The 25936-nt window shown below is 60.2% G+C and carries 27 protein-coding genes and 4 pseudogenes; 17 read left to right on the plus strand and 14 right to left on the minus strand.

Annotated features, from left to right (window positions below; translation table 11 throughout):
• Window positions 1-100: 100 nt before the first annotated feature.
• Complete coding sequence (locus FIU28_RS06265) at window positions 101-433, plus strand: GntR family transcriptional regulator (RefSeq protein ID WP_143572144.1); 333 nt, start codon at window positions 101-103, stop codon at window positions 431-433.
• A gap of 153 nt (window positions 434-586) precedes the next feature.
• On the opposite strand, the gene FIU28_RS06270 is transcribed toward FIU28_RS06265, so the two are convergent.
• Window positions 587-946, minus strand: coding sequence for a Rieske (2Fe-2S) protein (locus FIU28_RS06270; RefSeq protein WP_143572145.1), 360 nt, complete (start codon window positions 944-946; stop codon window positions 587-589).
• A 144-nt stretch (window positions 947-1090) separates the two neighbouring features.
• Here FIU28_RS06270 and FIU28_RS06275 point away from each other — a divergent pair, with 144 nt between their 5' ends.
• Together FIU28_RS06275 and FIU28_RS27310 are read left to right on the plus strand one after the other, a co-directional pair.
• Entirely contained in the window at window positions 1091-1228 is a 138-nt protein-coding gene (locus FIU28_RS06275; RefSeq protein WP_143572146.1) for a LysR family transcriptional regulator, read from the plus strand.
• A gap of 348 nt (window positions 1229-1576) precedes the next feature.
• A pseudogene (locus tag FIU28_RS27310) lies at window positions 1577-2011 on the plus strand (LysR substrate-binding domain-containing protein); the annotation flags it as partial.
• A gap of 74 nt (window positions 2012-2085) precedes the next feature.
• Here FIU28_RS27310 and FIU28_RS06285 read toward each other — a convergent pair.
• Window positions 2086-3069, minus strand: coding sequence for an ABC transporter substrate-binding protein (locus FIU28_RS06285; protein WP_168209930.1), 984 nt, complete (start codon window positions 3067-3069; stop codon window positions 2086-2088).
• Window positions 3070-3229: 160 nt separating this feature from the next.
• Here FIU28_RS06285 and FIU28_RS26830 point away from each other — a divergent pair.
• Window positions 3230-4177, plus strand: a pseudogene (locus FIU28_RS26830) (GMC family oxidoreductase).
• A 125-nt stretch (window positions 4178-4302) separates the two neighbouring features.
• Window positions 4303-4866 carry a GMC oxidoreductase gene (locus FIU28_RS26835; protein ID WP_246660891.1) on the plus strand — a complete coding sequence of 188 codons (564 nt, stop codon included), beginning with the start codon at window positions 4303-4305 and terminating at the stop codon, window positions 4864-4866.
• A 7-nt stretch (window positions 4867-4873) separates the two neighbouring features.
• Here the strand turns inward: FIU28_RS26835 and FIU28_RS06295 are convergent, their stop codons facing one another.
• From FIU28_RS06295 to FIU28_RS06300, 3 genes and pseudogenes are all read right to left on the minus strand, one after another.
• Window positions 4874-5410, minus strand: coding sequence for a flavin reductase family protein (locus tag FIU28_RS06295; RefSeq protein WP_143572148.1), 537 nt, complete (start codon window positions 5408-5410; stop codon window positions 4874-4876).
• Window positions 5407-5691: an amidase family protein gene (locus FIU28_RS27180; protein WP_368039459.1), complete on the minus strand. Its 285-nt coding sequence runs from the start codon at window positions 5689-5691 to the stop codon at window positions 5407-5409. Before FIU28_RS27180 ends, FIU28_RS06295 begins: the two co-directional genes overlap by 4 nt.
• Window positions 5692-5743: 52 nt before the next feature.
• Window positions 5744-6682, minus strand: a pseudogene (locus tag FIU28_RS06300) (amidase); the annotation flags it as partial.
• A 288-nt stretch (window positions 6683-6970) separates the two neighbouring features.
• Here FIU28_RS06300 and FIU28_RS06305 point away from each other — a divergent pair.
• From FIU28_RS06305 to FIU28_RS06315, 4 genes are read left to right on the plus strand one after another with little or no spacing between them, the layout of a single operon-like run.
• Window positions 6971-7801: an ABC transporter ATP-binding protein gene (locus tag FIU28_RS06305; protein WP_246660893.1), complete on the plus strand. Its 831-nt coding sequence runs from the start codon at window positions 6971-6973 to the stop codon at window positions 7799-7801.
• Window positions 7798-8049, plus strand: coding sequence for a hypothetical protein (locus FIU28_RS26315; protein WP_168209931.1), 252 nt, complete (start codon window positions 7798-7800; stop codon window positions 8047-8049). The genes FIU28_RS06305 and FIU28_RS26315 overlap by 4 nt, the downstream gene beginning before the upstream one ends.
• On the plus strand, window positions 8049-8570 hold the full coding sequence (locus FIU28_RS26320) for an ABC transporter permease (protein WP_168209932.1): 522 nt from the start codon (window positions 8049-8051) through the stop codon (window positions 8568-8570). The genes FIU28_RS26315 and FIU28_RS26320 overlap by 1 nt, the downstream gene beginning before the upstream one ends.
• Window positions 8570-9343 (plus strand): ABC transporter permease, encoded by a 774-nt coding sequence (locus FIU28_RS06315; RefSeq protein ID WP_143572150.1) that lies wholly within the window; start codon window positions 8570-8572, stop codon window positions 9341-9343. The genes FIU28_RS26320 and FIU28_RS06315 overlap by 1 nt, the downstream gene beginning before the upstream one ends.
• Window positions 9344-9386: 43 nt before the next feature.
• Here FIU28_RS06315 and FIU28_RS06320 read toward each other — a convergent pair whose 3' ends face one another.
• Window positions 9387-10031, minus strand: a complete 645-nt coding sequence (locus FIU28_RS06320; protein WP_143572151.1) for a MarR family winged helix-turn-helix transcriptional regulator — start codon at window positions 10029-10031, stop codon at window positions 9387-9389.
• A 186-nt stretch (window positions 10032-10217) separates the two neighbouring features.
• Here FIU28_RS06320 and FIU28_RS06325 point away from each other — a divergent pair, with 186 nt between their 5' ends.
• On the plus strand, window positions 10218-11726 hold the full coding sequence (locus FIU28_RS06325; protein WP_143572152.1) for a 4-hydroxyphenylacetate 3-hydroxylase family protein: 1509 nt from the start codon (window positions 10218-10220) through the stop codon (window positions 11724-11726).
• Window positions 11727-11805: 79 nt separating this feature from the next.
• Here FIU28_RS06325 and FIU28_RS06330 read toward each other — a convergent pair whose 3' ends face one another.
• From FIU28_RS06330 to FIU28_RS06360, 7 genes are all read right to left on the minus strand, one after another.
• Window positions 11806-13305, minus strand: a complete 1500-nt coding sequence (locus FIU28_RS06330) for a tripartite tricarboxylate transporter permease (RefSeq protein WP_143572153.1) — start codon at window positions 13303-13305, stop codon at window positions 11806-11808.
• A 7-nt stretch (window positions 13306-13312) separates the two neighbouring features.
• On the minus strand, window positions 13313-13810 hold the full coding sequence (locus FIU28_RS06335; protein ID WP_143572154.1) for a tripartite tricarboxylate transporter TctB family protein: 498 nt from the start codon (window positions 13808-13810) through the stop codon (window positions 13313-13315).
• Window positions 13811-13828: 18 nt separating this feature from the next.
• A complete protein-coding gene (locus tag FIU28_RS06340; RefSeq protein WP_143572155.1) occupies window positions 13829-15274 on the minus strand; it encodes an aldehyde dehydrogenase family protein in 1446 nt (481 codons plus the stop codon).
• 42 nt (window positions 15275-15316) lie between these two features.
• Window positions 15317-17092: a thiamine pyrophosphate-binding protein gene (locus tag FIU28_RS06345; RefSeq protein WP_143572156.1), complete on the minus strand. Its 1776-nt coding sequence runs from the start codon at window positions 17090-17092 to the stop codon at window positions 15317-15319.
• 50 nt (window positions 17093-17142) lie between these two features.
• Complete coding sequence (locus FIU28_RS06350; protein ID WP_143572157.1) at window positions 17143-18225, minus strand: alpha-hydroxy acid oxidase; 1083 nt, start codon at window positions 18223-18225, stop codon at window positions 17143-17145.
• 140 nt (window positions 18226-18365) lie between these two features.
• Window positions 18366-19244, minus strand: a complete 879-nt coding sequence (locus FIU28_RS06355) for a GntR family transcriptional regulator (protein ID WP_246660976.1) — start codon at window positions 19242-19244, stop codon at window positions 18366-18368.
• A 97-nt stretch (window positions 19245-19341) separates the two neighbouring features.
• Window positions 19342-19797, minus strand: a complete 456-nt coding sequence (locus FIU28_RS06360; RefSeq protein WP_143572158.1) for a hypothetical protein — start codon at window positions 19795-19797, stop codon at window positions 19342-19344.
• Window positions 19798-19811: 14 nt separating this feature from the next.
• Between FIU28_RS06360 and FIU28_RS06365 the strand changes: the two genes are divergently transcribed.
• The 7 genes and pseudogenes from FIU28_RS06365 to FIU28_RS06395 form a co-directional block, all read left to right on the plus strand.
• Window positions 19812-20390, plus strand: a complete 579-nt coding sequence (locus FIU28_RS06365; RefSeq protein ID WP_143572159.1) for an amino acid synthesis family protein — start codon at window positions 19812-19814, stop codon at window positions 20388-20390.
• A gap of 3 nt (window positions 20391-20393) precedes the next feature.
• Window positions 20394-20627 carry a hypothetical protein gene (locus tag FIU28_RS06370; RefSeq protein WP_143572160.1) on the plus strand — a complete coding sequence of 78 codons (234 nt, stop codon included), beginning with the start codon at window positions 20394-20396 and terminating at the stop codon, window positions 20625-20627.
• Window positions 20614-21639: a TRAP transporter substrate-binding protein gene (locus tag FIU28_RS06375; RefSeq protein ID WP_168209933.1), complete on the plus strand. Its 1026-nt coding sequence runs from the start codon at window positions 20614-20616 to the stop codon at window positions 21637-21639. The genes FIU28_RS06370 and FIU28_RS06375 overlap by 14 nt, the downstream gene beginning before the upstream one ends.
• An 80-nt stretch (window positions 21640-21719) precedes the next feature.
• Window positions 21720-22184 carry a TRAP transporter small permease gene (locus FIU28_RS06380; protein WP_143572162.1) on the plus strand — a complete coding sequence of 155 codons (465 nt, stop codon included), beginning with the start codon at window positions 21720-21722 and terminating at the stop codon, window positions 22182-22184.
• Between the two features lie 18 nt (window positions 22185-22202).
• Window positions 22203-23480, plus strand: coding sequence for a TRAP transporter large permease (locus tag FIU28_RS06385; RefSeq protein WP_143572163.1), 1278 nt, complete (start codon window positions 22203-22205; stop codon window positions 23478-23480).
• Between the two features lie 9 nt (window positions 23481-23489).
• On the plus strand, window positions 23490-24506 hold the full coding sequence (locus FIU28_RS06390) for a Bug family tripartite tricarboxylate transporter substrate binding protein (RefSeq protein WP_143572164.1): 1017 nt from the start codon (window positions 23490-23492) through the stop codon (window positions 24504-24506).
• A 255-nt stretch (window positions 24507-24761) separates the two neighbouring features.
• Window positions 24762-25061, plus strand: a pseudogene (locus tag FIU28_RS06395) (transposase); the annotation flags it as partial.
• 100 nt (window positions 25062-25161) lie between these two features.
• Here FIU28_RS06395 and FIU28_RS06400 read toward each other — a convergent pair.
• Window positions 25162-25935 (minus strand): response regulator, encoded by a 774-nt coding sequence (locus tag FIU28_RS06400; RefSeq protein WP_143572165.1) that lies wholly within the window; start codon window positions 25933-25935, stop codon window positions 25162-25164.
• Window position 25936: the final 1 nt, after the last annotated feature.

Here is a 25936-nt window from a genome sequence, read left to right on the forward strand (position 1 = left end):
CGATATTTGACAATATCCATAGTATATGTTTTCGCACAATCTATAAAATGGGCCTAATTGCTCCGCCAGCCGGGGCGCGACCCGAACGTCGCAAAAAAACTTGGTCTCTCTCAAATCGCATCGCGCAGGCGCCGCCGATAATTTGAGCAATAAGGCCTTCGAAGGGCTGTACCAGGATATTCTCGAATGTCGGCTGTTGCCCAATGTCCGGCTTCCGCTCGACGATCTCCGTGAACGACACTCCGTCGCCGCGACGCCGTTGCGCCAGGTATTGATGCGCCTGACGACGGACGGGTTGGTGGTTTTCACTCAGAATCGCGGCTTTCGGGTCGCTCCGGTATCTCGCGATGACCTGATCTATGCCACCGACGTGCAAATCGACATCAATATAATTGCCTTCCGGAAATCCATCGCGCTAGGCGACGACAGGTAGGAAGGTGATCTTCTCAGCAGCTTCCATCGTCTTCCAAGATCTCGAGGAAAAATGAGATCGATGGCCAGGTTACAATGAGTTCCTATCATCCAGGCGGCCGTGGCGAAGTCGGGCGACGTCGGTGACGGTCTTGCATGTACGACTGCTGTTGGTTCATACAACGACATAGATGTCCCCTTCGCGCTCTACGATTGCGAATTTCCGCAGGCCATGCTTGCCGTCGTCGGCGCAGCGTCCGGTCTCCACGTTGAATTCCCAGCCGTGCCACGGACACACCAGGTGCAGATCCTCTGTAAAGCGCATCCCCTGATAGGAGCGGTCCTCGGCGATGATTTCCTCCGGCTTGTGCACCAGAACGCCTTCGCAGGCTGGGCTGCCTTGGTAGGGACAAAGATTGAAGAAGGCATGCAATACGCCTTTGGCGCGCAACACGCCGCTGTGCTGATCCTTGTGTTCGACCAGAATACGATCGCCCGCTTCAAGGTCGGTGGATCGGCCGGCAAAAACTTCCATTTGAATTCTCCGCGAGAAAAGATGCGGGGAAAAATGCCGATTGATTGCGCTTGCGGGAAACGCGAATTATTCTAATGCTTCTGAAACTATTGCATATGCCGTCTTCGGTTGCGTAGCCGCGGTGATTCAGGCCGTGGGTTTTCCATGCACAACGGATATCATCCCTCGATCAGCTATCTGCTCGCTTTTGAGGCCGCGGCGCGGCACCTGAGCTTCACCCGGACCGCGATGGAACTGAATCTTACCCAGACCGCGGTGAGTCATCGGATCAAGGCACTCTAGGATTTCGTAGGCGCGCGGCTGTTTGACCGGGATACTACTTTCATCGGGATCACTCCCTGAGGGCACGATTACCTGGAAACGGACAGGAACGCGCTGGCGTTCATCTCCGGAGCGACATCCCGTCTTATCGATGCGCAGAACGAGAATTCACTGGTGATCGCAACGCACATTCATTTTGGCCTCAACTATCTGATTCCGCTGCTGCCCGACTGTCAACGCTGCTTTCCGAAGATCGCGCTGCGAATCTGCACCATCGCCTCGTTCGATGGTCTGGACCGGCATGATTAAGATGTCGCTGTACGGTACGGTTCCGGAGACTGGCGCGGCAGAACGGCGCACCGTCCGGGATTTAAGGAATGCTTTCCGGTCTGCAGTCCAGCTTTGCTGGCCTTCGGCGCCGTATTGTCCAAGCCCAGCGATCCGGAGGCCCTTTCGATCATACGCACCGCGTCGCAAATCCTTGGCGATGACTGGCCACAATGGCTCGAGGCTGCGGAAGCCCGGGATGTCAAACTTCACGACGGGATCGTGTGCCACCAGTTGTTCGCCACCGTCCAGGCCGCAAGCCGCGGTCTGGGTGTCGCGATGGGACGAACTTCGGTGGTGAGCAACGAATTACGGTCCGGGGCGTTGATTGCACCGCTTCGATTGCGATTGCCGTTGACCACCGGTTCTTGTGTGAGTTCGAGCTTTGATAAGGCGACGCGACCTGCGGTGAAACAATTCACGGCGTGGATACTGGACAGACTTGGCAGTGGCGCCGGTCCTGCGGTTCCCGTCTGAGCGGCGGGAGATCGGCCCGGCTAATGTCGATCTTCGCCGGGCCGATGGTTATCATCAAGCTGTGCGCGGTCGGGTCATGTCTTGCAGGGAAATGGTAAATAGGAGGTGTCGATCACCTTCGAAACATCGATCGTATTGGCAAGCAAACCTTCGCGCGCCATGGCATCAATCGGGCCCTGGAAAAGATCCGTCGAGATGCATGCCTTTAGATCGCGGAAGTAGTCCTTGTTGGTCACGAAATAGGAATCAACAACGTCCGGCGACGATTTCGCCAGTGTCGAGGTGATCTCCACGGCCTTCGTGCGGTTCGCCGGATCGTAGAGCCATTTCAGGCCGTCGACGTAATCGGCGAGCCATGCCTTCACCGCCGCCGGCTGCGCTTTGAGATAGTCGTTGGTGGCCACCTGGAAGATCACCGCATAGGCCGAGAACGCGTCACGTCCCTGGAAGACCCGGCGGATGCCGCCCTTTGCAGTCTCGTTGGCAATGAACGGCAGCGGAAGCACCCCGCAGTCGATGCGCTTCTCGCGTAGCGCCGGACCGATGCTGGGAAAGGAAATCTCGACGATTTTGAGGTCCTTGCGCGGATCGATATTGTTTTTCTTCAGTACGACGCGCAGCAGCAGGTCAGTCGCAGTACCGAAGGCATTGACAGCCACTATCTTGCCCTTGAGATCATTCACCGTCTTGATGGTGCTGTCTTCGAGAACGTAGAATCCCTGCGTCGCATATCCTTCGCGCGCGTCCTGGAAGTCGTCGGCGATGGCTTTGATGCCATTGGGGACGGCGCCGCGCGCCACCGTGGTGGCAAAGGCGGGCAGCGACAGCGTTGCCAGATCAATCTGGCCTGCGGCGAGCAGCGACGCCGCTTCCGGTGTCCCACGCGTATAGGTGACGTCGAGGATGTAATCCTTGCCGTGGCGCTTCAGCACGTTTTCCTTCATCCAGTCGGTGAAGTGCACCGTGACGATCTCGTTGGCACCGAGTCCGCCACCCGTTGCATAGCGAATGTGCGGGATGCTTTGCGCGCGGGCAACATATGGCGCGGCGATGGTCATCGCTGCGCCGATCTGTAGGATCGTGCGGCGTGAAAAGGCTTTGGGATTCCCGATCGGGTCCTTCATCGATCTCTCCGTAAGTCAGGCCGTTTTACATTAAGATCGTAAGACAATATTGTTCCTTGGGATTTGTCCAGCAATAATGCGAGGCGTAGCGTTGATGAGTCGCGAACTGCATGCAGATTCTATTGTGGTCGGAGGCGGATCGGCGGGCTGCGAGCTTGCGCGGCCGCTGACCGAGGATCGGGATACGACGGTGCTGGTGCTGGAAGCGGGCGGCTGGGACCACGATCCGCTGCTGCATGTGCCGCTCGGCCACGGAAAATTGCTGGCCGATCGTCGCCTCGACCGGATGTACATGACCGAGCCGGTCAGCGGCCTGGACGAGCGCGTTCTGCGCTGTGAGCGCGGCAAGGTGATTGGCGGATCGTATTCCACCAACGCGATGGTTTATGTGCGGGGGCATCGCGGCGACTATGATCGCTGGGCAGACGCCGGGCTGCCATTATGGTCCTATCAACACGTGCTTTCGTATTTTTGTCGCGCGGAGAATTGGGAGAGCGACATCGACGCCTATTGGGTGAGCGGCGGACCGCTGGCGACCACCCTGTCGCCCTATGACGATCCGCTTGTGCAGTTCAGCTTCGACGCCGCCGCCAGCGCCGGCTTTCCCTCCACGTCCGACTAAAACGGCGGCGAGCAGGAAGGCTTTGCGCGTCTGCAGTCCACTATCGGCGGTGGTCGTCGGGCCAGCGCTGCGGTTGCCAATTTGCAGCCGGCCATGCGGCGCCCCGATCTGAAGGTATTGACCAAGGCGGTGGCGCTGCGACTCGTTTTCGAGGGCGACCGCGCCGTTGGCATCGAGTTTCTTCGCAGCTGCAAACGGAAAGTTGCTTATGCCATGCGCGGGGTGATCCTGTCCGCAGGCACGATCAAGACACCGCAGCTCTTGATGCTGCCTGGCATTGGCAATCCCGATAAACTGGCGCGAAGCGGAATCTCTGTAAGAAGTCGGCTCGACGGTGTCGGCGCGAACCTGCAGGATCACGTTCAGGCCGGTTTCGAGTATCAGCGGCGCCCGCCAGGCTTATTCCAGTGCGCTCTGTGACTCGACCGCATCGGCGCGAAGATGGGCCGCGCATATGTTTTCGGCAAGGTTTTGCTACCGATCTGCCAAGCGGATGGACGGCTTTTCTGAAATCCGAGTTTGCGACGGCTATGCCGGATATCCAGTTGCTGTTTCGTGCCCCGCCGCTCGTGGCACATCCATATCTGCCGCTCTTCACGCCGGCCTTTGAGGATGGGTTTGCCTGTCGCGCGGTCTTGCTGCGGACCGAAAGTCTTGGCCGGATTTCGCTGGCGTCGGAAAATTCGCTGGCGCCGCCGCGGATTGCGCAGTCGTTTCTGGCGACCGAGAAGAACAGACGCACGCTGCGCGACAGCGTCAGGATGGTGCAGCGGCTGGCGCGCGAGCCTGCCTTCGCTTCGTTCATCTCGGCGCAACTCGATCCGGCCTCGCCGGTCACCTCGGATGCCGATCTCGACGCGCATATCCGCGCCAGTACTGGCACGGTGCGGCATCCGCTCGGCACTTGTCGCATGGGGGCCGTGGATGACGAGGAAGCTGTCGTCGGCCCTGATCTTCGGGTCCGCGGCACGCGCGGCCTGCGCGTGGTGGATGCGTCGGCGATGCCGAATATGATCGGTGGGAACAACAACGCAGCGGTGATCATGATCGCCGAACATGTGTCGGATTTGATCAGCGGACGCGGGCCGCTGCAAGCTGCGGTAATTTGAAGCCGGGTTACCAGCCGTGCAGGTAATAATCGACGCCCTGCGGGGTGTCGATCCCGAGGTCAGGCTCAAGTTGCCGATATCGCCCGCGATAGAACAGCAAGGGCCGCGGCGTCGCCATATCGGCCACTGTATAGGAAGTAACCCGGCCAATCAGAATCTGGTGGTCGCCGCCATCGTGCCGGGCAAAGCTCTCACATTCGAAGCAGGCGCTGGCACCCCGGACCAGTGGCACGCCGTTGGCGCCGGCGACATTCGCGACGCCTTCCCATTTGTCGGTCGCTGGACGGGCGAAGCGGTTTGAAGTCTCGCTCTGCGCTTCGCTGAGAATGCTGACCGCGTAATACGGTGCGTTAGCCCAGATGTCGAACGCCTTGGCGCTGCGGGCGATGCTGAACAGGATCAGTGGCGGGTCTAGCGATACCGAATTGAACGAACTCACGGTGGCACCAATGCGTTCGCCGTCGGCGGTGACCGTCGAGACGACGGCGACGCCGGTCGGGAACAGGCCTAGGGCGTTGCGGAACTCGCGCGGATCGATCGTCATGGCAGGATCTCCAGAGGTGCAGACGTTGAACTGTGGCTGGCGGGGCGGGGGTCAATCGGAAGCATCGAAGCGAAATCATGGGCCGACTCGAACAACGCGGCAGCGGACAATACGGCGGCGTCGCAGCGCGGTCGCCCGACCAGTTGCAAACCGACTGGCAATCCGCTGCGAGTGAAGCCGCAGGGAATCGAAATGGCCGGGCAGGCCGTCACGGTAATGGCGTAGGTCAGCACCGGCCAGGCGAAGTAGTCCGTGAATGCGATACTGCCGACTTCCATCATGAGACGGATACCGACATCGAACGGGCCGGCGATCACTGTGCGGGGTCGCCAGAATGTCGTAATCGACAAAAAAGTCGGCCATGCGCTGGAATAGCCAGGCCCGGGTCACCTCTGCGTCGGCGATTTGCCTTGCGGTCTGCGCCAGACCTAGTCGGATATAGTGCAGGATCTCGGGGCTGAGCCGGTCTTCATTGCCGTCAAGCAGGCCGGCCGCGGCGGAGCGTTGCGCGTTGCGCAGCACCTGAAAGCATTGATCGGCGCCCGTCAGGTCGGGACAGGCCTCCTCGACAATGACGCCGAGGCTGTCGAAGGCGCGAACCGCGGCGCCACAGATGGCGCCGATTTCGGGATCGACGGGGCCGAGACCCAGATCGGCGCTCCAAGCGATGCGGCGCAGCGCGCGCGGGCGATCGACGGCTTCGACGAAAGACGTTGCGGGCGCGGGAAGCGCAAGCGGGTCTTGCGGATACTCCCCGACCATTGCATCCAGCGTCAATGCGGCGTCGCCGGCATTGCGCGCGATCGGTCCATCGACATTTAGCAATCCGAACGACAGCGGCAGCGGCCCGTGAGCGACGCGCCCCGGGCTTGGCCGCAGGCCCACCACCGAGCAGAACGAACTGGGAATCCGGATTGAGCCAGCCATGTCATTGCCGGTGGCCAGCCAGCATTGCCCGCTGGAGACCGCTGCTGCCGAACCGCCGGAAGAGCCGCCCGTCGCCATGGTCGTATTCCAGGAATTGCGCGTTGCGCCAAACACTTCACTGACGGTGTTCCCGCCAGCGCCGAACTCGGGAGTGTTCGACTTGGCGATCACGATTGCGTCGTTGTGCTCCAGCCGCTCGACCATGATGTCGGAGCAGGATGCGACGCGGTCGGCGTGGACCTGCGAACCCTCGGTCCATCGCACCCCCGCCACCGCGTTGAGATACTTGACCACGATCGGGAGACCGTAAAGCGGCCCGTGGCGAAGCGACGCATCGCCGTTCATCAAACGGCGGGCCCGGTCGCGCGCCCTGTCGAGGCAAAGGATCGGCGGGGCATTGAGCGCTCCTTGGTCTGCGAAATCCGCGCCGCGGCGGCCTCCACGAGATCGAGCGGCGTGATGTCACGCGCTTTCAACAAGGCCGCAACCTGCCGAGCTGTGGCGCGAAATAGGTCCATGGGTGCACTCCATTCGGGCAGGCATCAGATTGACAGAAGATTGTCATATGATCTTAATGTCAGAATATCCAGTGACGCTTGCCGGAATGAGAACTGCTGTGATGGATTCGATAGAATGCTGCTCATGACGTCGCCTACGACCCACATTCGAACGGCTGACGCGGCTGCGAAGATCGCCATCTGTGGCATTTCCAAAAACTTCGAGCGGCGCGGCGAATCGGTGCTGGCCCTCGACCGGGTGGACATGGCGATTGCCGAGGGTGAGTTCGTATCCATCGTTGGTCCGTCCGGGTGCGGCAAGAGCACGCTGCTGTATATGCTGGGCGGTTTCATCACGCCGTCCCAGGGAACGATCACCGCCAACGGCCATGTGGTGACCGCGCCGGGCATCGACCGGGGGGTGGTGTTTCAGGAATATGCGCTGTTCCCCTGGCTGACAGTGGAAGACAACATCGGTTACGCGCTTGTGGAAAAGGGCATGGGGGCGGACGAGCGCCACGCCATCGTTTCGCGCTACGTTGCGCTGATGGGACTGTCCGGATTCGAAAAGTCCTTTCCGCGTGAATTGTCGGGCGGCATGAAACAGCGCGTGGCGCTGGCTCGGACCTTTGCCTATGAGCCAGATATTCTGCTGCTGGATGAACCGTTTGGAGCGCTTGACGCGCAGACACGTGAGATCATGCAGGACGAGTTGCTGCGCCTATGGAGGCTCAATCGCAAGACGGTCGTAATGGTGACGCACGATGTCGATGAAGCGGTATATCTGTCGAACCGCGTCTGCGTCATGTCGAAACGCCCCGGCCGTCTGGTCGAGGAATTCAGGATCGATCTCGATCGTTCCGGGTCGCGCGAGAATGTGGTTCTGTCGGACCGCTACCGCAAATTTCGCAATGCCGTCTGGCTGTCGGTGCGCAGACAGGTGGACCCATCCCAGGCTGTCTCATGACCGCACGCTGGTTCAGACGCTTCGCCGATCAGGCCATTCCGATCGCACTGTTTACAGCGATCTGGCAGGCGTTGCCTACAGTCGAGTTGATCGATCCGTCCGTTCTTCCGAGCCCCGTCAGGGTTGCCAGGGCGCTATGGGATCTGGCGCAGACACCGTCCTTCTATGTGGATCTCGGCATGACGCTTTGGCGCGGACTCGCCGGGCTTTTTTTGGCGCTGCAATCGGAATTCCACTCGGCATCCTGATGGCGACATGTCCGCGCGCGCACGGGTTTTTCGATCCGCTGGTCAAGGTGACGTATTCATTGCCGAAGACCGCGCTGGTACCGCTGTTCATCCTGTGGTTCGGGATCGGCAGCACCACCAGTATCGTGGCGGTGGCGATGTCCACCATGTTGCCGCTGATCGTCTATACCTATCACGGAGTTCACGATACGCCGAACATCCTGATCTGGAGTGCTCAGGCGATGGGCACCGGCCAACGTGGCCTGATCTGGAAAGTATCGCTGCGCTCGGCGCAGCATGGCATTCTGACGGGCCTTCGCATCGGCCTCGGCTTTGCCTTCCTGATCGCGATTGCTGCCGAAATGATCGCAGCGAAGGTTGGCATCGGAAAGCTGCTGTTCATGTATGGTGAGACCGGAGCCTATGACTACATGTTCGCCGCCGTTTTCGCCGTGGTGATCGCCGCTTATGCGGCCGATCAGGCGTTGTTGTCGATCACGAACCATTGCCTGCGCTGGCAGCCTTCTGCGGGACAGCACTGATGGCCGTGGCAAGCCACTTACGTCGAATCCGGGAGGTGCTGATTGCGACCTATCCACTGCTGCTGGTTGCAGCAGTATGGGAAGCCGCTACGCAGGGCGGTCTGGTGCGACCGATATTCCTGCCGCCGCTTTCGAGTGTCATCGCCAGCTTTCCCGATCTGGTCCGCAGCGGCGAGATTGTCGAACCGCTATTGGTCAGCATGTACAGGGCTGCTGCCGGTTTGGCGATCGCTATGATCGCCGGCGTTTCTCTCGGCTTTATGATGGCACGGATACGCTGGATCAAATGGCTGTTCGAGCCACTGATTGCGCTGAGTTTTCCTTCGCCCAAGGTCGCCTTCCTGCCGATTTTCATTCTCTGGTTCGGTATCGATCATCTGTCGAAGATCGCGCTCGTCGTCAGCACCTGCATCTTTCCATTCATCATCGCTGCGGAAGCCGGAGCACGAACTGTGCCGAGGGTCCAACTCTGGGCCGCGGATATGATGGGAACGTCGCGCATGACCACACTGTGGAAGATTATCCTGCCGGCGTCGCTGCCGTCGCTGATGAGCGGCATGCGCATTGCCGTGCCTTTCGCGCTGGTAAGCACGTTTACCGCCGAGATGATCGCGGGCGGGGGCGGCTTGGGCGGCGGTCTGGTCTACGCGCAGCGCTTTTTCGAAACCATAACCGTGTTCGCGCTGTTGCTGGTCATGATCGTCATCGGCTACCTGATTGACCTGCTGGTGCTCGGATTGCGTCATCGCGTGCTGCGCTGGCATCAGGCCTGACGACGGCATTTGTGTCGCTTGGGAGTGCCTGGTGCGGCGCGCCTCAGGTCTCGACGCGTGGTGCAAGGTCACCCAACCGAAGTTGGGCAAAGACTTTCTCCACGTTCATTACGAGGTCTCGCATGACGCGTGCCGCCACCTTGAAGTCATGGTGGCTGATTCCGTCGAACAGGATATCGTTGATGTCGCGAACTAGCGGCGCGATGCGTTGCACTTCCGCTTCCCCGCGTGGGGCAAGCGAGACCAGCACGCTACGCCGATCGACGGCATGTGGCCTCTTGACCAGCAGGTCGAGCTTGACCAGTCGGTTGACATCCGTCGTGACGTGCGGTGCTGCCAGTCGCACATGTTCGGCGAGATGGCGGATGGTGACCCCTTCGCTGCCCTGCCGATAAGCCGTCCCGATCAATATCGCAAACTGGCTGCCGGTCAGGCCTAGCGCTTTTCCGAAGACATCCCGGCATCGCAGCAGGCCGTCCAATGCGGTGACCATTCCGTAGAGGCCGTCGCGGAAATCGCGATCATGGCCGTCTTTCAGGAAATCGGATCGCGATATCGTTGTGGGCGGCTGATAGCTTCGGGTTCCGCGCGCCGACGGCGGTTTTGTTGCTGGTACTAAGATCTTCGTGGAAGCCTTGGTGCTGGGCGAAGCGCGGCGGTCGGCTTTTTTCGAGGGCGATGTTTTCAACGATTTGACTTTCTTTCACGCGGCGCCGCCTGTTTTTCTAGCATCAAAAAATCCGTGCTCCAATCGAAGAAAATACAGAATATAACAATTGACAGCTACACAAATACATACATTATGTACTTATATTCCAGCGTCCGTTTTGACGCGTGATAGAGCGGGTTCCTTTACAGCAAACGAGGAAACATCATGAACGTCCAGGCAAGCCAGTTCATTCCCACCAACGGACGAGGCGCGTTTCGGAGCGGCGCCGATTTTCTGGCGAACCTGGCATCGACGCCACGCTCGGTGTTCGTCGATGGCGAACGCGTCAGCGACCCGAGCGAGCATCCCGCGTTTCGCGAAGCCGCCAGGCAGATCGCCGGCCTTTATGATTTCGCGTTCGCACCGGAAAATCTGGACATCATGACCTATGTCGAGCCGGAAACAGGCTGGCGTGCGTTGCGCTGCTTCCAGATTCCCAAGACCCACGCCGACCTCGCCGCCAAGCGCGTCGCCGCCGAAAAATGGGCCGAGCAGACGTTTGGCCTGATGGGCCGCACGCCGGATCATGTTGCCAACTTCTTCACCGGCTACGCGGCGAAGCCGTCGGTGTTCGCCAAATCCGGTCCGCAATATGCGGAGCGCGTCGTGAATTTCTACAAGCATCTGCGCGATAACCACCTGTACGTTGCGTATGCGATCGTTCCGCCGCAGATCGACCGCAGCAAGTCCGCGTCGAAACAGTCGGAACCGGATCTCTACGCCGGCGTCGTCCGGGAAGTGGATGGCGGCATCATCGTAAAGGGCGGACAACAGCTGGCCACCGGTGGTGTGTTCGCTGACTACCTGCACATCAGTAGCATTCATCCGCTGCAGCCGGGCGACGAGGCCTATGCGATTAGTGTCGCGATCCCGATGAGCGCACCGGGGCTCAAGCTCTATTCCCGCCGCGCGTTTGCCCAGCAGGCCACCAATGCCTTCGACTATCCGCTGTCGAGCCGCTTCGACGAGACCGACAGCTTTGTGGTGCTCGACGACGTGTTTGTCCCCTGGGAGCACGTCTTCATCTATCGCGACATCGAGTTGTGCCGTGACCAGTGGTGGAAGACACCATCGCACACCTACGGCAACCATCAGGCCCAGGCGCGGTTCGCCACCAAGCTGCGCTTTCTGCTCGGCATGGCCAAGAAGATGAATGAAGCCACCGGTAACGACAGTGCCCCGCCGGTGATGGTGCAGATGGGTGAACTGGCTGCGCTGGCCTCGATCGTCGAGGGCATGCATCAGGCGCAGGAAGCACTGGCCACCTTCGATGATGAGGGGGTGCTGTGGCCATCGAAGAGCATGCTCTATGCGGTGATGGCGTTGCAAGGCGAGATCAACCCGCGGATGATCGATATCGTGCGCGAACTGACGGGTGCAGCGATGATCTCGCTGCCGTCCTCAGTCAAGGACTTTGACAATCCAGAGGCCGCCGAGGACATCGCTCGTTTCTACAGGTCCTCGAACATGAGCGCCCGCGACCGCGTGGCATTGATGCGTCTGGCCTGGGACTTCATCGGCACGGAGTTCGGCAATCGCCACCAGCAATACGAGAAATTCTACGGCGGCGCCTCGTTCATCGTGAAGATGAACATGTTCCGTGCTTACGACTTCAAGCGCGCCGGTGCCCTCGTCGATCGGGCGCTCACCCTGCCGCCCGTCGAAGGCGCTTAAGTTCTCGGTGCTGTGAAATGAAAATGGCGCCGTTCATCCCGGCGCCATTTTTATGCGTTGTAGATGTCTCGGCCGCGGATCATTCCTGCAGGGCTTCTTCGCGCTTTTCGCGCACGGCCGGCACGATCACGACGAAAAGCATCACCAGCGATGCGATCAGAAACGACAGGCTGATTGGCTGCGTGATGAAAGTCGATGCGCTGCCACGTGAGATCAGCATGGCGCGCCGCAGGTTTTCCTCCATCATCGGTCCGAGAATGAAGCCGAGGATCAGCGGTGCCGGTTCGCAATCCAGCTTGATGAAGATGTAGCCAAGCAGGCTGAGGCCGGCGAGCAGATAGATGTCGAACACGTTGTTGCTCGAGGAAAATACGCCGATCACGCAGAACGCAAGAATCGCCGGAAACAACACGCGGTAGGGGATCTTCAGCAGCTTGATCCAGATTCGGACCAGCGGCAGGTTGAGCACCAGCAGCATCAGGTTGCCAATCCACATCGAGGCGATTAACCCCCAGAACAGGCCGGGCCGCTCGACCATGACCGTGGGGCCGGGGTTGATGCCCTGCACCATCAGTGCGCCGATCATGAGCGCCATGGTCGGATTGGAGGGGACACCGAGCGTGATCATCGGGATGAACGACGTCTGCGCACCGGCGTTATTGGCGGATTCGGGTCCGGCGACGCCGCGAATGTCACCTTGACCGAAATTGCGCGGCAGCCTTGCGACCTTCTTCTCCAGCATGTAGGACGCGAAGGATGCCAGCAGAGCGCCACCGCCCGGCAAGACGCCAAGCAGCGAGCCCAGCACGGTGCCGCGAAGGATCGATGGCGTCGAGGTCTTCAAATCCTGCCAAGTTGGCAAGGCGCGGCCGATCGGCTGCGCGGTCACATCCTGGTTCTGGTCGGTTTCCAGATTGGCGATCACTTCGGCAATGCCGAACAACGCCATGCTGATGGCGATGAACCCGAGTCCGTCCGTGAGTTCTGGAACGCCGAAACTGTAGCGTGCCGTGCCGGAATTGAGATCGGTGCCGACCAGTCCGAGTAGCAAGCCTAGGACGATCATGGCGATGGCTTTCAGTAGCGATCCTCTCGCCAGCACCACCGCGGCGATCAGGCCGAACACCATCAGCGAGAAATATTCGGCAGGCCCGAAGCGCAATGCGACCTCGGTGAGTAGCGGCGCAAAGTAGGCGATGGCGATGGTCGATACGCAACCGGCGAAGAACGATCCGATTGCGGCGATGCCGAGCGCTGGTCCGGCACGGCCCATGCGCGCCATCTTGTAGCCGTCGATGGCTGTGACCACCGAAGACGACTCGCCTGGAATATTGACAAGAATAGCTGTGGTTGAGCCGCCGTATTGAGCGCCATAATAGATGCCGGCAAGCATGATCAGCGCCGATTCCGGCGGCAGCACGAAGGTGATCGGCAGCAGCATCGCGATGCTGGCAACAGGTCCCAGCCCGGGGAGTACACCGACCAGAGTCCCCAACAGTACGCCGATGAAGCAGTAAAGCAGGTTCGACGCGCTTAGGGCGATGCTGAAGCCGAGTCCGAGATTGGAAATAATGTCCATAACGGTCCTAGAATGAGGGCCAGAGGGGCAGCGGCAACTTCAAGGCAAAGACGAACAGACCGGACGCCAGAACAGCCAGAAAGACCCCCAGCGCGACGCCTTCGATCCATCCGAACTCGCGATTGGCCAATCCGCCGAGCAGCACCAGAGTCAGCAATGCAATCACCAGGCCAAGAGGCTTCAGCACAAAGCCGAATAGGCAGATAGCACCGAGCAGGAAGCTCAGGCCGCGCCAGTTCAATGCATCGATGGTGTCCCGAATGCCAACGAGGCTGCGTCCGATGATTGCTGCGCCGAGCACCACCAGCACAATGCCGAGGACTAGCGGAAAGAAGCCGGCACCCATGCGCGACGGGGTCCCGAGGTTATAGCGCGGCGCCAGCACCGCAAAAAAGACGCCGAAGCCGAAAAACAGCATGCCCGCTGCGAAATCCTTCTGGCTTTTGACACGCATCGGCAATGTCCCGGGATACATTGAAAGGCCATGCAAAAAGGGAGGCGCCATGGCGCCTCCCGGTATCAATCAGGCGGCGTCGAAGCCGATCACTGCCTTGATCTCGAGGAAGTCCTCAAGGCCATAGAGGCCCATCTCGCGACCGTTGCCGGACTGCTTGTAGCCGCCGAAGGGAGCCTCGACGTCCTGAAGCTTGCCGTGCGGAGCACCGTTGAGATAGACGCGGCCGCAGCGCAGTCGCAGGCCGATACGTCGTGCCTCCTCCAAGGAACCTGCCCAGACGTAGCCGGACAGGCCGTAGATGGTGTCGTTGGCGATCCGGACCGCGTCGTCCACATCCGTGTAGGCGATCATCGACAGCACCGGTCCGAAGATCTCCTGCTGGGCGATGATGGCCTGCGGATCTACATAGGCGAACACTGTCGGCCGCACGTAATAGCCGCGATTGAGTCCGGGCGGATGTCCGGGACCGCCGACCACCAGCTTGGAGCCTTCCTTGATACCGGCTTCGATCAGCGTCTGCACGCGGTCATATTGCAGCTTGCTGACAAGCGGACCCATCTTCGTGGCGTCTGCCAGCGGATCGCCGACGACCACGGCGTCGGCGGTGGCGACTGCAAGCGCGACGGCTTCTTCCATCTGATCCTTGTGAACCAGCATGCGGGTCGGCGCCTGGCAGGATTGACCGGTGTTGGTGAAAGAGCGAAGCACGCCGGCCGGGACCGCCTTGGCGAGATCAGCGCCTGGAACGATGATATTGGCTGATTTTCCACCAAGTTCCTGATGCACTCGTTTGACGGTAGCTGCGGCCGTCTTGGCCACCATGATACCGGCGCGAGTCGAGCCCGTGAAGGACACCATATCGATGTCCGGGTGGGCCGAAATGGCCTCTCCAACCACCGGGCCATCACCGTTCACGAGATTGAACACGCCTTTGGGCAAACCGGCTTCGTGCAATACTTCGGTCAGCAGGATGGCGCTGAGCGGTGCAACCTCGCTTGGTTTCGTCACCACGGTGCAGCCCGCCGCGAGTGCAGGGGCGAATTTGGAGGCGATCTGGTTGATCGGCCAGTTCCAGGGGGTGATGAAGCCGCACACGCCGATCGCCTCACGCACGATGCGGGTAGAGCCCATCATGTGCCCGAAATCGTAATCCTGCAGCGTGATTCGCGCCTGCTTGAAGTGCGCGAGTGTGGTGTCAGCCTGCACCGTCTTGGCAAACCAGAGCGGCGAACCCATCTCGGCAGTGATGACGGTCGCGATTTCGTCGAAGCGCCGCTCGAAGACCGCGATGATGCGATCGAGCAGATCGAGACGTTCCTGTTTGGTCGTCCGTGAGAACGTCGCGAATGCCGCCCGGGCGGCCTTCACGGCGTGGTCGATGTCCGCAGCGCTGCCGAGGCTGATCTGACCGGCCACCTCTTCATTCGCAGGGTTGATGACGTCGAACAGGTGAGGGGTGATCGGATCGACCCAGTCGCCGTTGATATAGAACTTGGTGTTGTTCTCGCTCATGTCGGTGTCCTGACTTGTGTCTATATGCGCAGCGTTGCGAAGTTATTCGCCGCGCGAAAGCGGGGGGTTGGAATAGCCGGGCGTTACATAGGCATCGATGAAATACGGACGGCCAGCGCGCACGGCGGCGAGTCCGCGTTCGATCGCGGCTTCCAGTTCGGCGGCAGTCTTCACCGGGCCCTCGGACTCCACGCCTTGCGCCTTTGCCATGGCCGCGAGATCGATCACCGGTTCGGAGATGCGCTGCCCGATCCAGCGGTTTTCCGGCGGCCGGCCACGCATCTTGGCGACCGCTTCCTGATGCAGTTCGTCGTTGAAGTTCGAGCGGTTGTTGCTGACGATGAACAGCGCAGGGATGCCGTAATGGGCGGCAGTCCACAGCGCGGAGACGCCCTGCATGAAGTCGCCATCGCCGAGCACGGCGACGACCGGACGCCCCTGGTCCTTCAGCGCCAGCGCGACACCGATGGTGAGACCCGGGCCTGCCGCCAAGCCGGCGCCTCCGTCATGTCCCATGAAGTCGAGCGGATCGCGAAACGAATAGACGTCTCCGGCCCAGCCGATGGTGACATGGGCGAGGGTGAAGGTCTGCGATCCCCGCACCCTGGCCAGAGCGACCTCGATATCGCGCGGCCCCAACTCGGTTTGGGCGTCCTGAGTATAGGCTGGTTCCGGCGCGCTGTTGCGGTCATCGCCCTTCCACAGCCTCTTGCCGCCCAGCTTCTTCTCGAGCGCGGCCAGCACGTCCTCGACAAAGCCGTCGGCACCGGCCACCACCGGCACGTCGAGCGGCGGCAGCGAGAAGTAGTCCATACTCCAGCCGCGATGCAGGCCGGCATCGAGGGTGACATGGGCGATCTTCGCTGGATAGGAGTCGGTATCGCGGGTCAGCTGAAGCAGGAAGCCGTTGAGATCGACCCAGTCGAAGCTGACGATCACATCGGCCTGGCGGACGATGTCCTTGGCCTTCGGGCTCAGCCAGTAGAATGGTGGGATCACATGCAGCTTGTGTTCGGTCGGAAATACCGAGCGTTCGCGGATCGAAGTCATGACCGAGGCGCCGGTCAGTTCGGCGAGGCGTACGCGCGCATCCCAGGCTTCCTGCGAGCGGCCGCCGCGACCGAACAGGATCAGCGGGTTCCTTGCAGTGGCCAGCAGCTCTGCAACCGCCTCGATGTCGTGTTGGCTGGCGCGCGGCGCCGCCGCGGGCTGATAGCGCGCCGGGCTTGGCACGTTCATCGGTGCGTCCAGCTTCTGCTCCTGCAGGCCGGCGTCGAGACAGATGTAGACGGGCGCGGTGGGCTGGCTGTTGGTCAACTGCGACCCGCGCAGGAAGGCCTCGACAATGCCGTGCGGCGAACGCGGTTCGTCGTCCCACTTCGTGAAGTCGCGGATCAAAGCGCCCTGGTCCTTCGAGGTGTGGATCCAATCGATCCACGGCCGGCGCTTCTCGGGCGCCACCGGGCCGGTGGCGCCGACGATGATCATCGGCACGCGGTCGCACCAAGCATTGAAGATGCCCATCGAGCCGTGCAGCAGGCCGACATTGCTGTGCAGCACGCAGGCCATCGCCTTACCGGTCACCTTGGCATAGCCGTGGGCGATCGACACGACGTGATCTTCATTGAGGCACAACAGCATCTGCGGCGCCTCGTTGCCCAGATTGTTGACGAGGCTGTCGTGAAAGCCACGGTAGCTCGCGCCCGGATTGAGCGCGATATAGGGAATATCGAGCACGCGCAGCATCTGCGCCGCCACATCGCTGCCCCACTCGGCTGCGTTGGATGGCGTGACGGCGGGACGTTCGATCTTTTTCATAGCTCGTTCCTGGCTGGATTGAATGCTGTTGAATCGTTCCGCAGCGCTGTTCATTGGATAGCGGATCTGGTTGCAGCGAGCGCGGAGGTGCGGCGCAGACATGCGGGACCGACGTCGGTAATTTTCGTGCAGCCGAGTAGCGCCATCGCAGTTTTGATTTCGTCGCCGAGAATGGCGAGCAGTCGCTCAACGCCGTGCTGGCCGCCGGCGGCGAGCGCAGCGCCTTGAGCCTTGCCGAGACCGACGGCGTCGGCGCCCAGTGCCAACGCTTTCAGCACGTCGGTGCCGCTCATGAATCCACTGTCGATCAAGATCTTGCTGCGTCCGGCGATCACGGGCGCAATCAGTTCGAGTTGATCGAGTGTTGCCGCGGTATGATCGAGCTGCCGTCCGCCATGATTAGAAATATAGACGACGTCGATGCCGTGCTCGACGCCCAGAAGCGCATCTTCCGGCGTCATGATGCCCTTGAGAATAAGCGGCAGTCGCGTGCGGGAGCGCAGCCATGCGATCGTTTCCCAGGTCAGCCCCGCCTGCGCGCTGGTGATCTGAACGTGATGCTGACTTTTAAAGTTGACGCGATCGACGGCAGCGGCGGATGAAAAGCCGTTGGTCAGGTCGCGTTCGCGCCGGCCGTAAACGGCGGAATCCACGGTAAGGCACAGTGCTGCGCAGCCGGCCTGTTCGGCTCTCTGGACTGTCGCGTCGAGCCACGCGCGGTCGCCGCGGATGTACAGTTGTAGGACCAGGCAGGTGCCCGGCGACAGCCGCGCAATGTCTTCCAGCGATGGCGCGGCCATGATGCTTAGAAACATCGGTACGCGCGCCGCCGCCGCTGCTTTGCCTGATGCCAGGGCCGCAGCCTCGTTGAACAGGCTCAGCGATCCGATCGGCGCCAGAAAAATAGGGAGATCGACGCTATGTCCGAACAAGTGGAGGCCCGTCGCAATGCTGGTGACATCGCGGAGCACGCGCGGGAGAAATTCGCGGGCGTCAAGTGATGCGCGGTTGCGCGCGATTGTCGTCTCCGACTCCGCGCCGCCCATGAGGTAGTCCCAGATTTCAGGTTTGAGACGGGAATGCGCCAGCCGGAATAGGCCTGAAACGGTGCGCTCGCTCGTCGATATGTCCATGAAAGAAAGCGCCACCGCTACTTGACTAGCAGATATTAAGATTGTCTGACAAAGCTGTCAATCGGCCGGATGGCGCTTTCTTAGCCGTGCTACGATTTTTGTGCGACGCGATGCGATTCTTGGGCGCCAGGAGCGCAGGCTCAGGCTGCGCTGTCGTCGGCCTTTGACAATTCATAGGCAGCGTTGGCAGAAAGATGCGCATTCTCCACGTGCCTCACGGCGGCGTTGCGTGCAGCGTTGCCGTTCTTTGCTGCTATAGCCTCAAAGATCGCCTTCATTTCCTGCAGGCTGTGCTTGGCCCGGCCTGGTTGCGACATCGAATGTGCACGCAGGAAATTGATGCGCGCCAGCAGGCCATGCAGCGTTTCCTCGATGATGCGGTTGCCGCACATCCGAAGAATATGGCTGTAGAATTCCGACGTCGCGGACACTTCGGTCTGCATGTCGCTGGCGCGCACCGCCTTGCCGAAGGCGGCAAGCGATGCGCGCATCAGTTTCAGGTCCTCCGGCGTGGCGCGCTTGGCAGCAATGTAGGCTGCCTCGCCTTCCAGCAGCGCGCGTACCTGATAGATCTCGGTGGCGTGATCCCGGGTCAGCACCGGAATCTGCGGGCCCCGATTCGGGATGATTGAGACCAGACGCTCAGCCTCAAGGCTTCGCAATGCCTCGCGAATGGAGGGGCGGCTGACGCCCAGCATCTCGCAGAGATCGGCCTCGACCAGTCTGTCGCCGGGCTTGAACATGCCTTCTACGATTGCCTCCCGCAGCTTTTCGACGATCTGCTGCTGTACGGTCTTGGGAGAAATTCGAAGGTTAAGAGCTGCCATTTTCCCTGGTTTTTCCGATTTGTCGCGGTCCGAGACGATCGAAAACGGTATAACTCGCCTTGAACCATTCATTTTTCGCCAGGCGATTGCGCCATGGCGTGTTCCTTGCCGCTTCTCGCTCTGGCGATTGCAGCGCCTTGACGTCGGCAAGATACTGCAGCGCAATATGCGTATATTGGTCCGGCACGCCATCTGCAATACGCATCCGGCGCACCATCAACCAATCTTTTCACGCCATCAACAGCGGAAAGTGATCGGTCTCGTACCAGCCGTCGAAGTCGGCATGGGCTTAGGCTGGAATGTTGAACAGGACGGCGTAAAGCATCGGCGCGTCCATCAGGGCATCTGTTGCGGTCGATACGGGCGGCTTTACGGAGGTTTCGCCGCCGAGATAGCGGGAGGATCCTCTCACGTTAGTGAGCATCCAGGCCGTTTTTTCCGACGGTTTGTTCTTGATCACCTTGTAAGCATCGCTGGTCAGGACGCCGATGTCGTCCATCTCGTAGACCGCCAGAAAGCCGCCGTCGCCCTGGCGGCTGTAGCGCTGCGCGCTTACGAAGCCATCGCAAGCCATCCGGACGGGAATATGGTGCGTATCGTACCAGTTGTGAAACTTGTCGACGAGGGATGGACCCGGGATCATTTCCGAAAACAGAACCGCCTGGCCATTTAAAGTCATATGCTCAAACCCGATTGACAGATTGTCTGACGAAAGCGTATTTGTTCTAGGGGGACTGTCAAGCACCGAGATCAATTACCATGAAACTGAACATCCGCCGCACCAGTACGATCGTCGAAGACAAGAACGAGCATGCAGGACGAATTGTCGATGTGCCAGTTCGCAAGATCGCAATTGTAGCGGTAGTCGAAAATCCCTACGCGGCGAAGTCCGTGGAGGACCTCAGTCCACTGATCGATGCCAGCGTGTGGCTTGGCGGGCTGATGGCGAAAATGGCATTGCAGGCGCTTGGGACATACAGGGTGCAGAGCTACGGCAAGGGGGCGCTGGTTGGGCTGCATGGCGAGATCGAGCATGCCAGCGCGCTGGTGACGACGGCTTACGCCAATCCGATCCGTGATGCCATCGGCGGTGGCAAGGCGTGGATTTCGTCGATGGTCAAGATGTCTTCGCCCGGCGGCGCGATCGACATCCCGATGAACCACAAGGATGACGTCTACGTGCGGTCGCATTACGATGGAATGACGGTCGCTATCCAGGACACCCCGATGCCTGACGAACTGGCCATCATCTTCTGTCTGGCGAGTGCCGGTCGCATCGGTGCCAGGGTCGGCGGCCTGACCCACGATGAAGTGCTCCAGCGCGACGCAAAGGGCTGAGTCATGAAAACGGCCATCGTAAATCTTGGCACGATCGTAAGCGGCGATCTGCGCGCGCCCGTGGTTGCTGGCGACTCCATCATCATGGCCGATGGCCTGATTGTGTCGGTTGGAACTGCGTCGGCTGCGGCAGTCGATGCCTGCGACGTGGTGATCGAGAGCAAATTGCGTGGCTGGGTCGAAGCCAGTCGAGATGGGTTTGGCAAGCATAGGATGGATGAAAATGGCCCTCGGTAATATGACGCGACGGAAGTTCCTGTCTGCAAGCGCGGGCGCTCTGCCTTTGCTTGCCGCGCCCTCCATTATGGTCGCGCAGACCGCGCCGATCCAGATGAAGGTTGGTACGCCAACATTGAACGACGTGCAGCATGAGTGGATGAAGATTTTCCAGCGCATTCTGGAAGCCGACTCTGCTGGCCAGATCAAGGTCGAGATCTTTCCGGCGAGTCAGCTCGGTTCGATCCCGCGCATGATTGAAGGCACGCAATTCGGATCGATCCAGGCATTCGTAGGCCCGCCGGAATTCCTGAGCGGCGTCGATAGTCGCTTCGAGGTGCTCGGCGCGCCCGGACTATTCAAGGACACGGCGCACGCCAACCGCGCAATCCAGGATCCTGCATTCAACAAGGCCTTCCTGGCGCTTGGCGCCAACAAGGGGTTGAAGGGCGTAGGCATTTTCGTCAGCGGCCCCACCATCTTCAATACCCGCACCAGGATCGAGAAGCTTGCGGATTTCGAAGGTCAGAAGATCCGCGTGCTCGCCTCGCCGATCCAGACCGAGCAGCTAAAGAAGGTGAAGGCGACCGCCGTTCCGATGCCGCTGGGTGAAGTGCTGCCCGCATTGCAGCAGGGAACCATCGACGGCGTGATGAGCGTGCTGTCGGTACTGGCGGCGCTGCGCTTCTACGATGCTGCCAAATATGTCATCGAAACCGATCAGGCCATGGTCACCGTGGCCTCGGTGGTCAGCAAGCAATGGTACGACAAGCTGACGCCCGAACTGCAGAAGGTGGTCGATGATGCCGGCCGCAAGGCCAGTGTTGAAGTGTTCCCGTGGGCCGTTGATTTCACGGCGAAGCAGCGGGCGGCTTGGACCAGTAATGGTGGGATCATCACCGCTTTGTCGAAGGTCGACCATGACGAGTTCGTTCGCCTCGTCCGGCCGATCGGAATCGATGTGACCTCCAAGAAGCCGCAGGAGCGCGAGCTTTTCGAGTTACTGCTGAAGACCGCTGAGGCGACCACGTGAGCGGGGTGCGTGCCGCTGAGGTGTCGGTGGCTGCAACTGCTCCCGCTGTGCGTTCCGTGAGGTTACTGCGGCTTGGCAATATGGTAGCGTATGTCTCGACGTTCATTGCGGGCATTGCACTTGGCTCCATTGTTGTGATCAACGGCATGAATGTCATCGGCCGTTACTTTTTCTCGTGTCCAATCAGCTGGGCCGAGGAGTCGATGCTATATCTCATGGTGCTGGTAGTGTTCTCGGCCGTCGCCGCGGTGACGTGGAAGGGCGCGCACATCAGGATCGAATTGCTGCTCGACATGTTCCCGGCGAAGGCGCGCCGGATCGCCGCTGCGACCTCGGCTGCTCTTACGATCGTGATTTCACTCGTGGTGGCCGTAAGCAGCCTCGACGTAGTGTCGCAGCTGCTTGCGTTCGACCAAAGAAGCGACGCCATGGAGTTCCCGGTCTGGATTCCACAGTCGGCGGTGCTGGTTGGGCTTTTGCTGATCGCGGCGATGACTGCGCTGCGTCTCATCGTATTCGAGGCCAATGCGGGTGACCGCTCCTAACGAACGAGAGCTTTCAGGATGAATGCGCTGGTATTTGGTCTTTTGCCGATCGCATTGTTGGCGGTAGGCACTCCAATTTTCGTGACGCTGCTGATTGCTACGGCTGCTGGCATTCTCGTGACAGGCGACATTCCGCTGCGAGCGGTGCATACGGCGCTTTTCGGCAGCCTCGACAGCTTCTCACTGCTAGCTGTACCGCTCTTCATCCTTGCCGGCGACATCATGGCCCGTGGTGGTATTGCGCGCCGCTTGATCGAGCTGATCATGTCGATGATCGGTGGCGTTCGCGGCTCGCTGCCGCTGGCGACCATCGCCTCGGCGTCGGCGTTCGGTGCGATGTCAGGCTCGAGCGTCGCCTGCGTTGCGGCAATCGGCAAGCTGACGATTCCCTCTCTGGAACAAGCCGGCTATGGCCGAACCTTCGCAGTCAGCCTGGTGACTGCCACGGGCGTCATTGATGTCATCATCCCGCCATCCATCCCAATGATCATCTATGCGATTGCGGCGCAACAGTCTGCCACGCAGCTGTTTCTTGCCGGCATTGTGCCCGGCATCATCGTCGCTATTGCGCTCAGCATCTACGTGGTCATTCGCTCGCGGATTGAGAACATTCCGATCGGCGCCTCGCCACGCTGGGACATCATCAGGCCTGCCGCGCGGCGCTCGTTGTGGGCCATCATGGCACCGGCGCTAATCCTCGGCGGCATTTACGGCGGCGTATTCACGCCCACGGAAGCTGCCGGCGTCGCCTGCGTCTATTCCATCGTGATTTCCGTGATGGTCTATCGCGAGCTGAGCTGGGGCGACGTCTGGCAGATCACGCTGGAGGCGTCGTTCCTTGTTGCGCAGATCATGATCATTGTCGCGGCCGCCGGCACATACTCATGGCTGATCACCACCAGCGGACTTCCGGTGCAACTGGTGGGCCTGATCGACATGCTGGCTTTGCCGACCTGGGAGCTGCTGCTGGTGATCAACATACTCCTGCTGCTGGTCGGCAGTGTGCTGGAGCCACCGGCCGCAATCCTTGTGCTGGCGCCATTACTGACACCGATCGCGGCCAAGGCCGGAATTGATCCGATCCATTTCGGCATCATCGTGACGGTCAATCTGGCGATCGGCATGTTCATGCCGCCGTTCGGTCTTAACCTGTTCGCGTCCAACGCAATCTTCAAGACGCCGCTGCCGAGCCTGTACCGCGGCGTCGTGCCGTTCTTCTTCATCTATCTGTTCGTCCTCGGACTGCTCACTTACATCCCGGCGCTGACGCTTGCACCGATGGCGCTTTATCGCTGAAGCGGGCCGTTGGCCGGCTTTACCTCTGTTCTTTCTTCATTTTCTTTCCCAACGAGGAATAGCATGATAAAATGTTTCCTTGTCGCAGCACTGCTTGGCGTGGTCGGCGCAGCCCCGGCAATGGCGCAAAAATATCCGTCGAAGTCGGTGACATTGGTCATTCCCTATGCGCCGAGCGGGTCATCGGACATCGTCGGGCGTGGAGTCGCCCAAAAGCTCAGCGAGATCTGGGGGCAGCCGGTGGTAGTCGAGAACAGGCCCGGCGCCACGACGACGGTCGGAGCGGAATATGTCTCGCGCGCTACGCCTGACGGCTACACGCTGCTGCTGGCGGCGCCGCCGTTCGTGATTACGCAATACGTCTATCCGAACCTCACTTATACAATCGACAAGAGCTTCGAACCGGTATCGCTGGTGCTGTATTCTCCGCTCATCATGGTCGTCAACGCCACGTTGCCGATTCACAACCTCAAGGAGTTGATCGAATATTCGCGCAAAACTCCTGGTATGGTCTATCCGTCGCCGGGCGCCGGGACGACGCCGCATCTGATGGGGGAAATGCTGGCCCAGCGTGAGAAACTCGACACGATCCACGCGCCTTACAAGAGCGGCGGCCAGGGCGTGATCGATCTGGTGGCCGGGCGTCTGCAGTTCTACGCCGGTGCGCCGACCGAAGTGGTCCCGCACATTAAGGGCGGCAAGTTGCGTCCGATCGCCGTCCTCGGCGCCAAGCGGCTTTCCATCCTTCACGACGTGCCGACCTCACCCGAGCAGGGCTACGACTATCTGCAGGCCCAGACTTGGTCGACGATCGTGGCCCCGAAGGGTACGCCGAAGCCGATCGTCGACAAGATCAGTTCTGACATCGCCAAGGTCGTGAAGGATCCGGCGTTCGAGGAGCGCATGATCAGTCAGGGCGCCGTCATGGTTGGCTCGAATCCAGCGGAATTGGCCGCGTTCTATGACGCCGAGGGCGCGAAATATGGTCCTGTGGTCAAAGCAATTGGACTGAAGCCAGAGCAATAGACCTGATCGATATGCAGGCTTCCCATGTGGTGTGATCGCTAATCCAATTGTGGGCGCTGTCAGCTGGCGCGGGGTTATGCCTCGCTCAAAGACGTCGAATAGAATCATGCTGCCACCGCGCGTATGGACGCGGCGCTATGCCGCTGTCGAGGAAGGTCTAGGTCGGCTCGTCCTCAGAGCCTGACCGAAAAAGCGGCGAGTGATTCCGGCCAGTTGTGATTCCATCGGATCTGCAAATATTCGAGGGAGGCCACGATGCCATGGACCGAAATCACTTGGGCTCAGTATCAGCGCCGAGGCCGGCGTTACGCAAGCGATCTTACCGATGCGGAATGAAAGTTGATCGAGCGAAAGTTGCCTCCGCGGCGCCGGCTGGGTCGGCCGCGGAAAGTTCATCTTCGCAGAATCGTTGAAGCGATTCTGTACATTCTTTCCTCGGGCTGCCAGTGGCGGCCCTTGCCGAAGGAGTTTTCGCCGTACTCCAGGGTTCAAAGCTATTTCTATGCCTGGCGCGACACCGGACGATGGCAAAAGATCGTCCATGCGCTGGTGCGGTGTCAATCGGCGTCCAATCTTAGTATTGCAGGCCGAATGACAGCCAGCATGACGCGGGTGGGCGGCACCTTTAGTGCGAAGCCTAAATCGGAGTCTCGTATTATGCTGACCTCCGAAGTCTGGCGAGGAATTCCGCGAGATCGCTCCAGGATTGCGGATCTTCTATCTCAAAATGCAGATCACATCCTGAAAAAGCTGATCGTTCGATCGACACGATCGGTAAATGGTCGCCATCGCGCTGTGCCCTGATTTTCGCCAGTTGCTCAGATGCGCCTTTGTGAAGAAGAATGAAAAGCTCGGCTGCCGCTTCGCTCACCAGATCGAAACACGTGCTGAGGTTTTCTGCCTGCCGCGGTGAGGGCGCGGGGAAAACAAAGGCCCGCGGTCTGCATGCCAAGCCCCTGGCGCGCCAGAATTCTACTGCTGCTCCTCGTGCGCGGTCCGCCAGCATGTTTTCCTCGCCCAGCGAGATATCGCTCGACATTTGGCCGAGCTGCCTCGTCTCTGCCGTGGCGTTGCTTACGAGGTCGATCAGCTTCTGAGGCAGGAAAGGCTTGACGATGATCATTTCGAATAGCGAGTCGGCGCCGCGTCGCGCCGCGAGGCCATCGCGGTCCGCGGTAATTCCGACCAGCTTGATTGGCCGTCCCTCGTCGTTTGCCGCGTCGCGCATCAGCTTGGCCAACGCATATCCGTCCATCTCGGGAAGGTGATAGTCAACGAGCGCGATACTATATGGATTGTTCCGAACCAACTGCACGGCAACAAAGCCGTCCGGTGCCACATCCGTTTCAAACCCGGCGCTCAGGAGGATGGCCGTTGCGAGATCTTGAGCGATCGGATCATCTTCGACGAGCAGCACACGTGGTTTCATC

Source organism: Tardiphaga sp. vice154 (genome assembly GCF_007018645.1).
In the GTDB taxonomy this organism is placed as follows: domain Bacteria; phylum Pseudomonadota; class Alphaproteobacteria; order Rhizobiales; family Xanthobacteraceae; genus Tardiphaga.

Bases quoted from the DNA above. Each gene is read 5' to 3' on its own strand.
- FIU28_RS06305 (WP_246660893.1), top strand. From the start codon at position 6,971: ATGCTGCTCATGACGTCGCCTACGACCCACATTCGAACGGCTGACGCG.
- FIU28_RS06365 (WP_143572159.1), top strand. From the start codon at position 19,812: ATGAAACTGAACATCCGCCGCACCAGTACGATCGTCGAAGACAAGAAC.
- FIU28_RS06370 (WP_143572160.1), top strand. From the start codon at position 20,394: ATGAAAACGGCCATCGTAAATCTTGGCACGATCGTAAGCGGCGATCTG.
- FIU28_RS06400 (WP_143572165.1), bottom strand. From the start codon at position 25,935: ATGAAACCACGTGTGCTGCTCGTCGAAGATGATCCGATCGCTCAAGAT.
- FIU28_RS06335 (WP_143572154.1), bottom strand. From the start codon at position 13,810: ATGGCGCCTCCCTTTTTGCATGGCCTTTCAATGTATCCCGGGACATTG.
- FIU28_RS27180 (WP_368039459.1), bottom strand. From the start codon at position 5,691: ATGATGGAAGTCGGCAGTATCGCATTCACGGACTACTTCGCCTGGCCG.
- FIU28_RS06275 (WP_143572146.1), top strand. From the start codon at position 1,091: ATGCACAACGGATATCATCCCTCGATCAGCTATCTGCTCGCTTTTGAG.
- FIU28_RS06355 (WP_246660976.1), bottom strand. From the start codon at position 19,244: ATGGCGTGCCGGACCAATATACGCATATTGCGCTGCAGTATCTTGCCG.
- FIU28_RS26315 (WP_168209931.1), top strand. From the start codon at position 7,798: ATGACCGCACGCTGGTTCAGACGCTTCGCCGATCAGGCCATTCCGATC.
- FIU28_RS06385 (WP_143572163.1), top strand. From the start codon at position 22,203: ATGAATGCGCTGGTATTTGGTCTTTTGCCGATCGCATTGTTGGCGGTA.
- FIU28_RS06270 (WP_143572145.1), bottom strand. From the start codon at position 946: ATGGAAGTTTTTGCCGGCCGATCCACCGACCTTGAAGCGGGCGATCGT.
- FIU28_RS06325 (WP_143572152.1), top strand. From the start codon at position 10,218: ATGAACGTCCAGGCAAGCCAGTTCATTCCCACCAACGGACGAGGCGCG.
- FIU28_RS06285 (WP_168209930.1), bottom strand. From the start codon at position 3,069: ATGACCATCGCCGCGCCATATGTTGCCCGCGCGCAAAGCATCCCGCAC.
- FIU28_RS06345 (WP_143572156.1), bottom strand. From the start codon at position 17,092: ATGAAAAAGATCGAACGTCCCGCCGTCACGCCATCCAACGCAGCCGAG.
- FIU28_RS06380 (WP_143572162.1), top strand. From the start codon at position 21,720: ATGGTAGCGTATGTCTCGACGTTCATTGCGGGCATTGCACTTGGCTCC.
- FIU28_RS26320 (WP_168209932.1), top strand. From the start codon at position 8,049: ATGGCGACATGTCCGCGCGCGCACGGGTTTTTCGATCCGCTGGTCAAG.
- FIU28_RS06315 (WP_143572150.1), top strand. From the start codon at position 8,570: ATGGCCGTGGCAAGCCACTTACGTCGAATCCGGGAGGTGCTGATTGCG.
- FIU28_RS06330 (WP_143572153.1), bottom strand. From the start codon at position 13,305: ATGGACATTATTTCCAATCTCGGACTCGGCTTCAGCATCGCCCTAAGC.
- FIU28_RS06375 (WP_168209933.1), top strand. From the start codon at position 20,614: ATGGCCCTCGGTAATATGACGCGACGGAAGTTCCTGTCTGCAAGCGCG.
- FIU28_RS06295 (WP_143572148.1), bottom strand. From the start codon at position 5,410: ATGACGATCGATCCGCGCGAGTTCCGCAACGCCCTAGGCCTGTTCCCG.
- FIU28_RS06350 (WP_143572157.1), bottom strand. From the start codon at position 18,225: ATGGACATATCGACGAGCGAGCGCACCGTTTCAGGCCTATTCCGGCTG.
- FIU28_RS06340 (WP_143572155.1), bottom strand. From the start codon at position 15,274: ATGAGCGAGAACAACACCAAGTTCTATATCAACGGCGACTGGGTCGAT.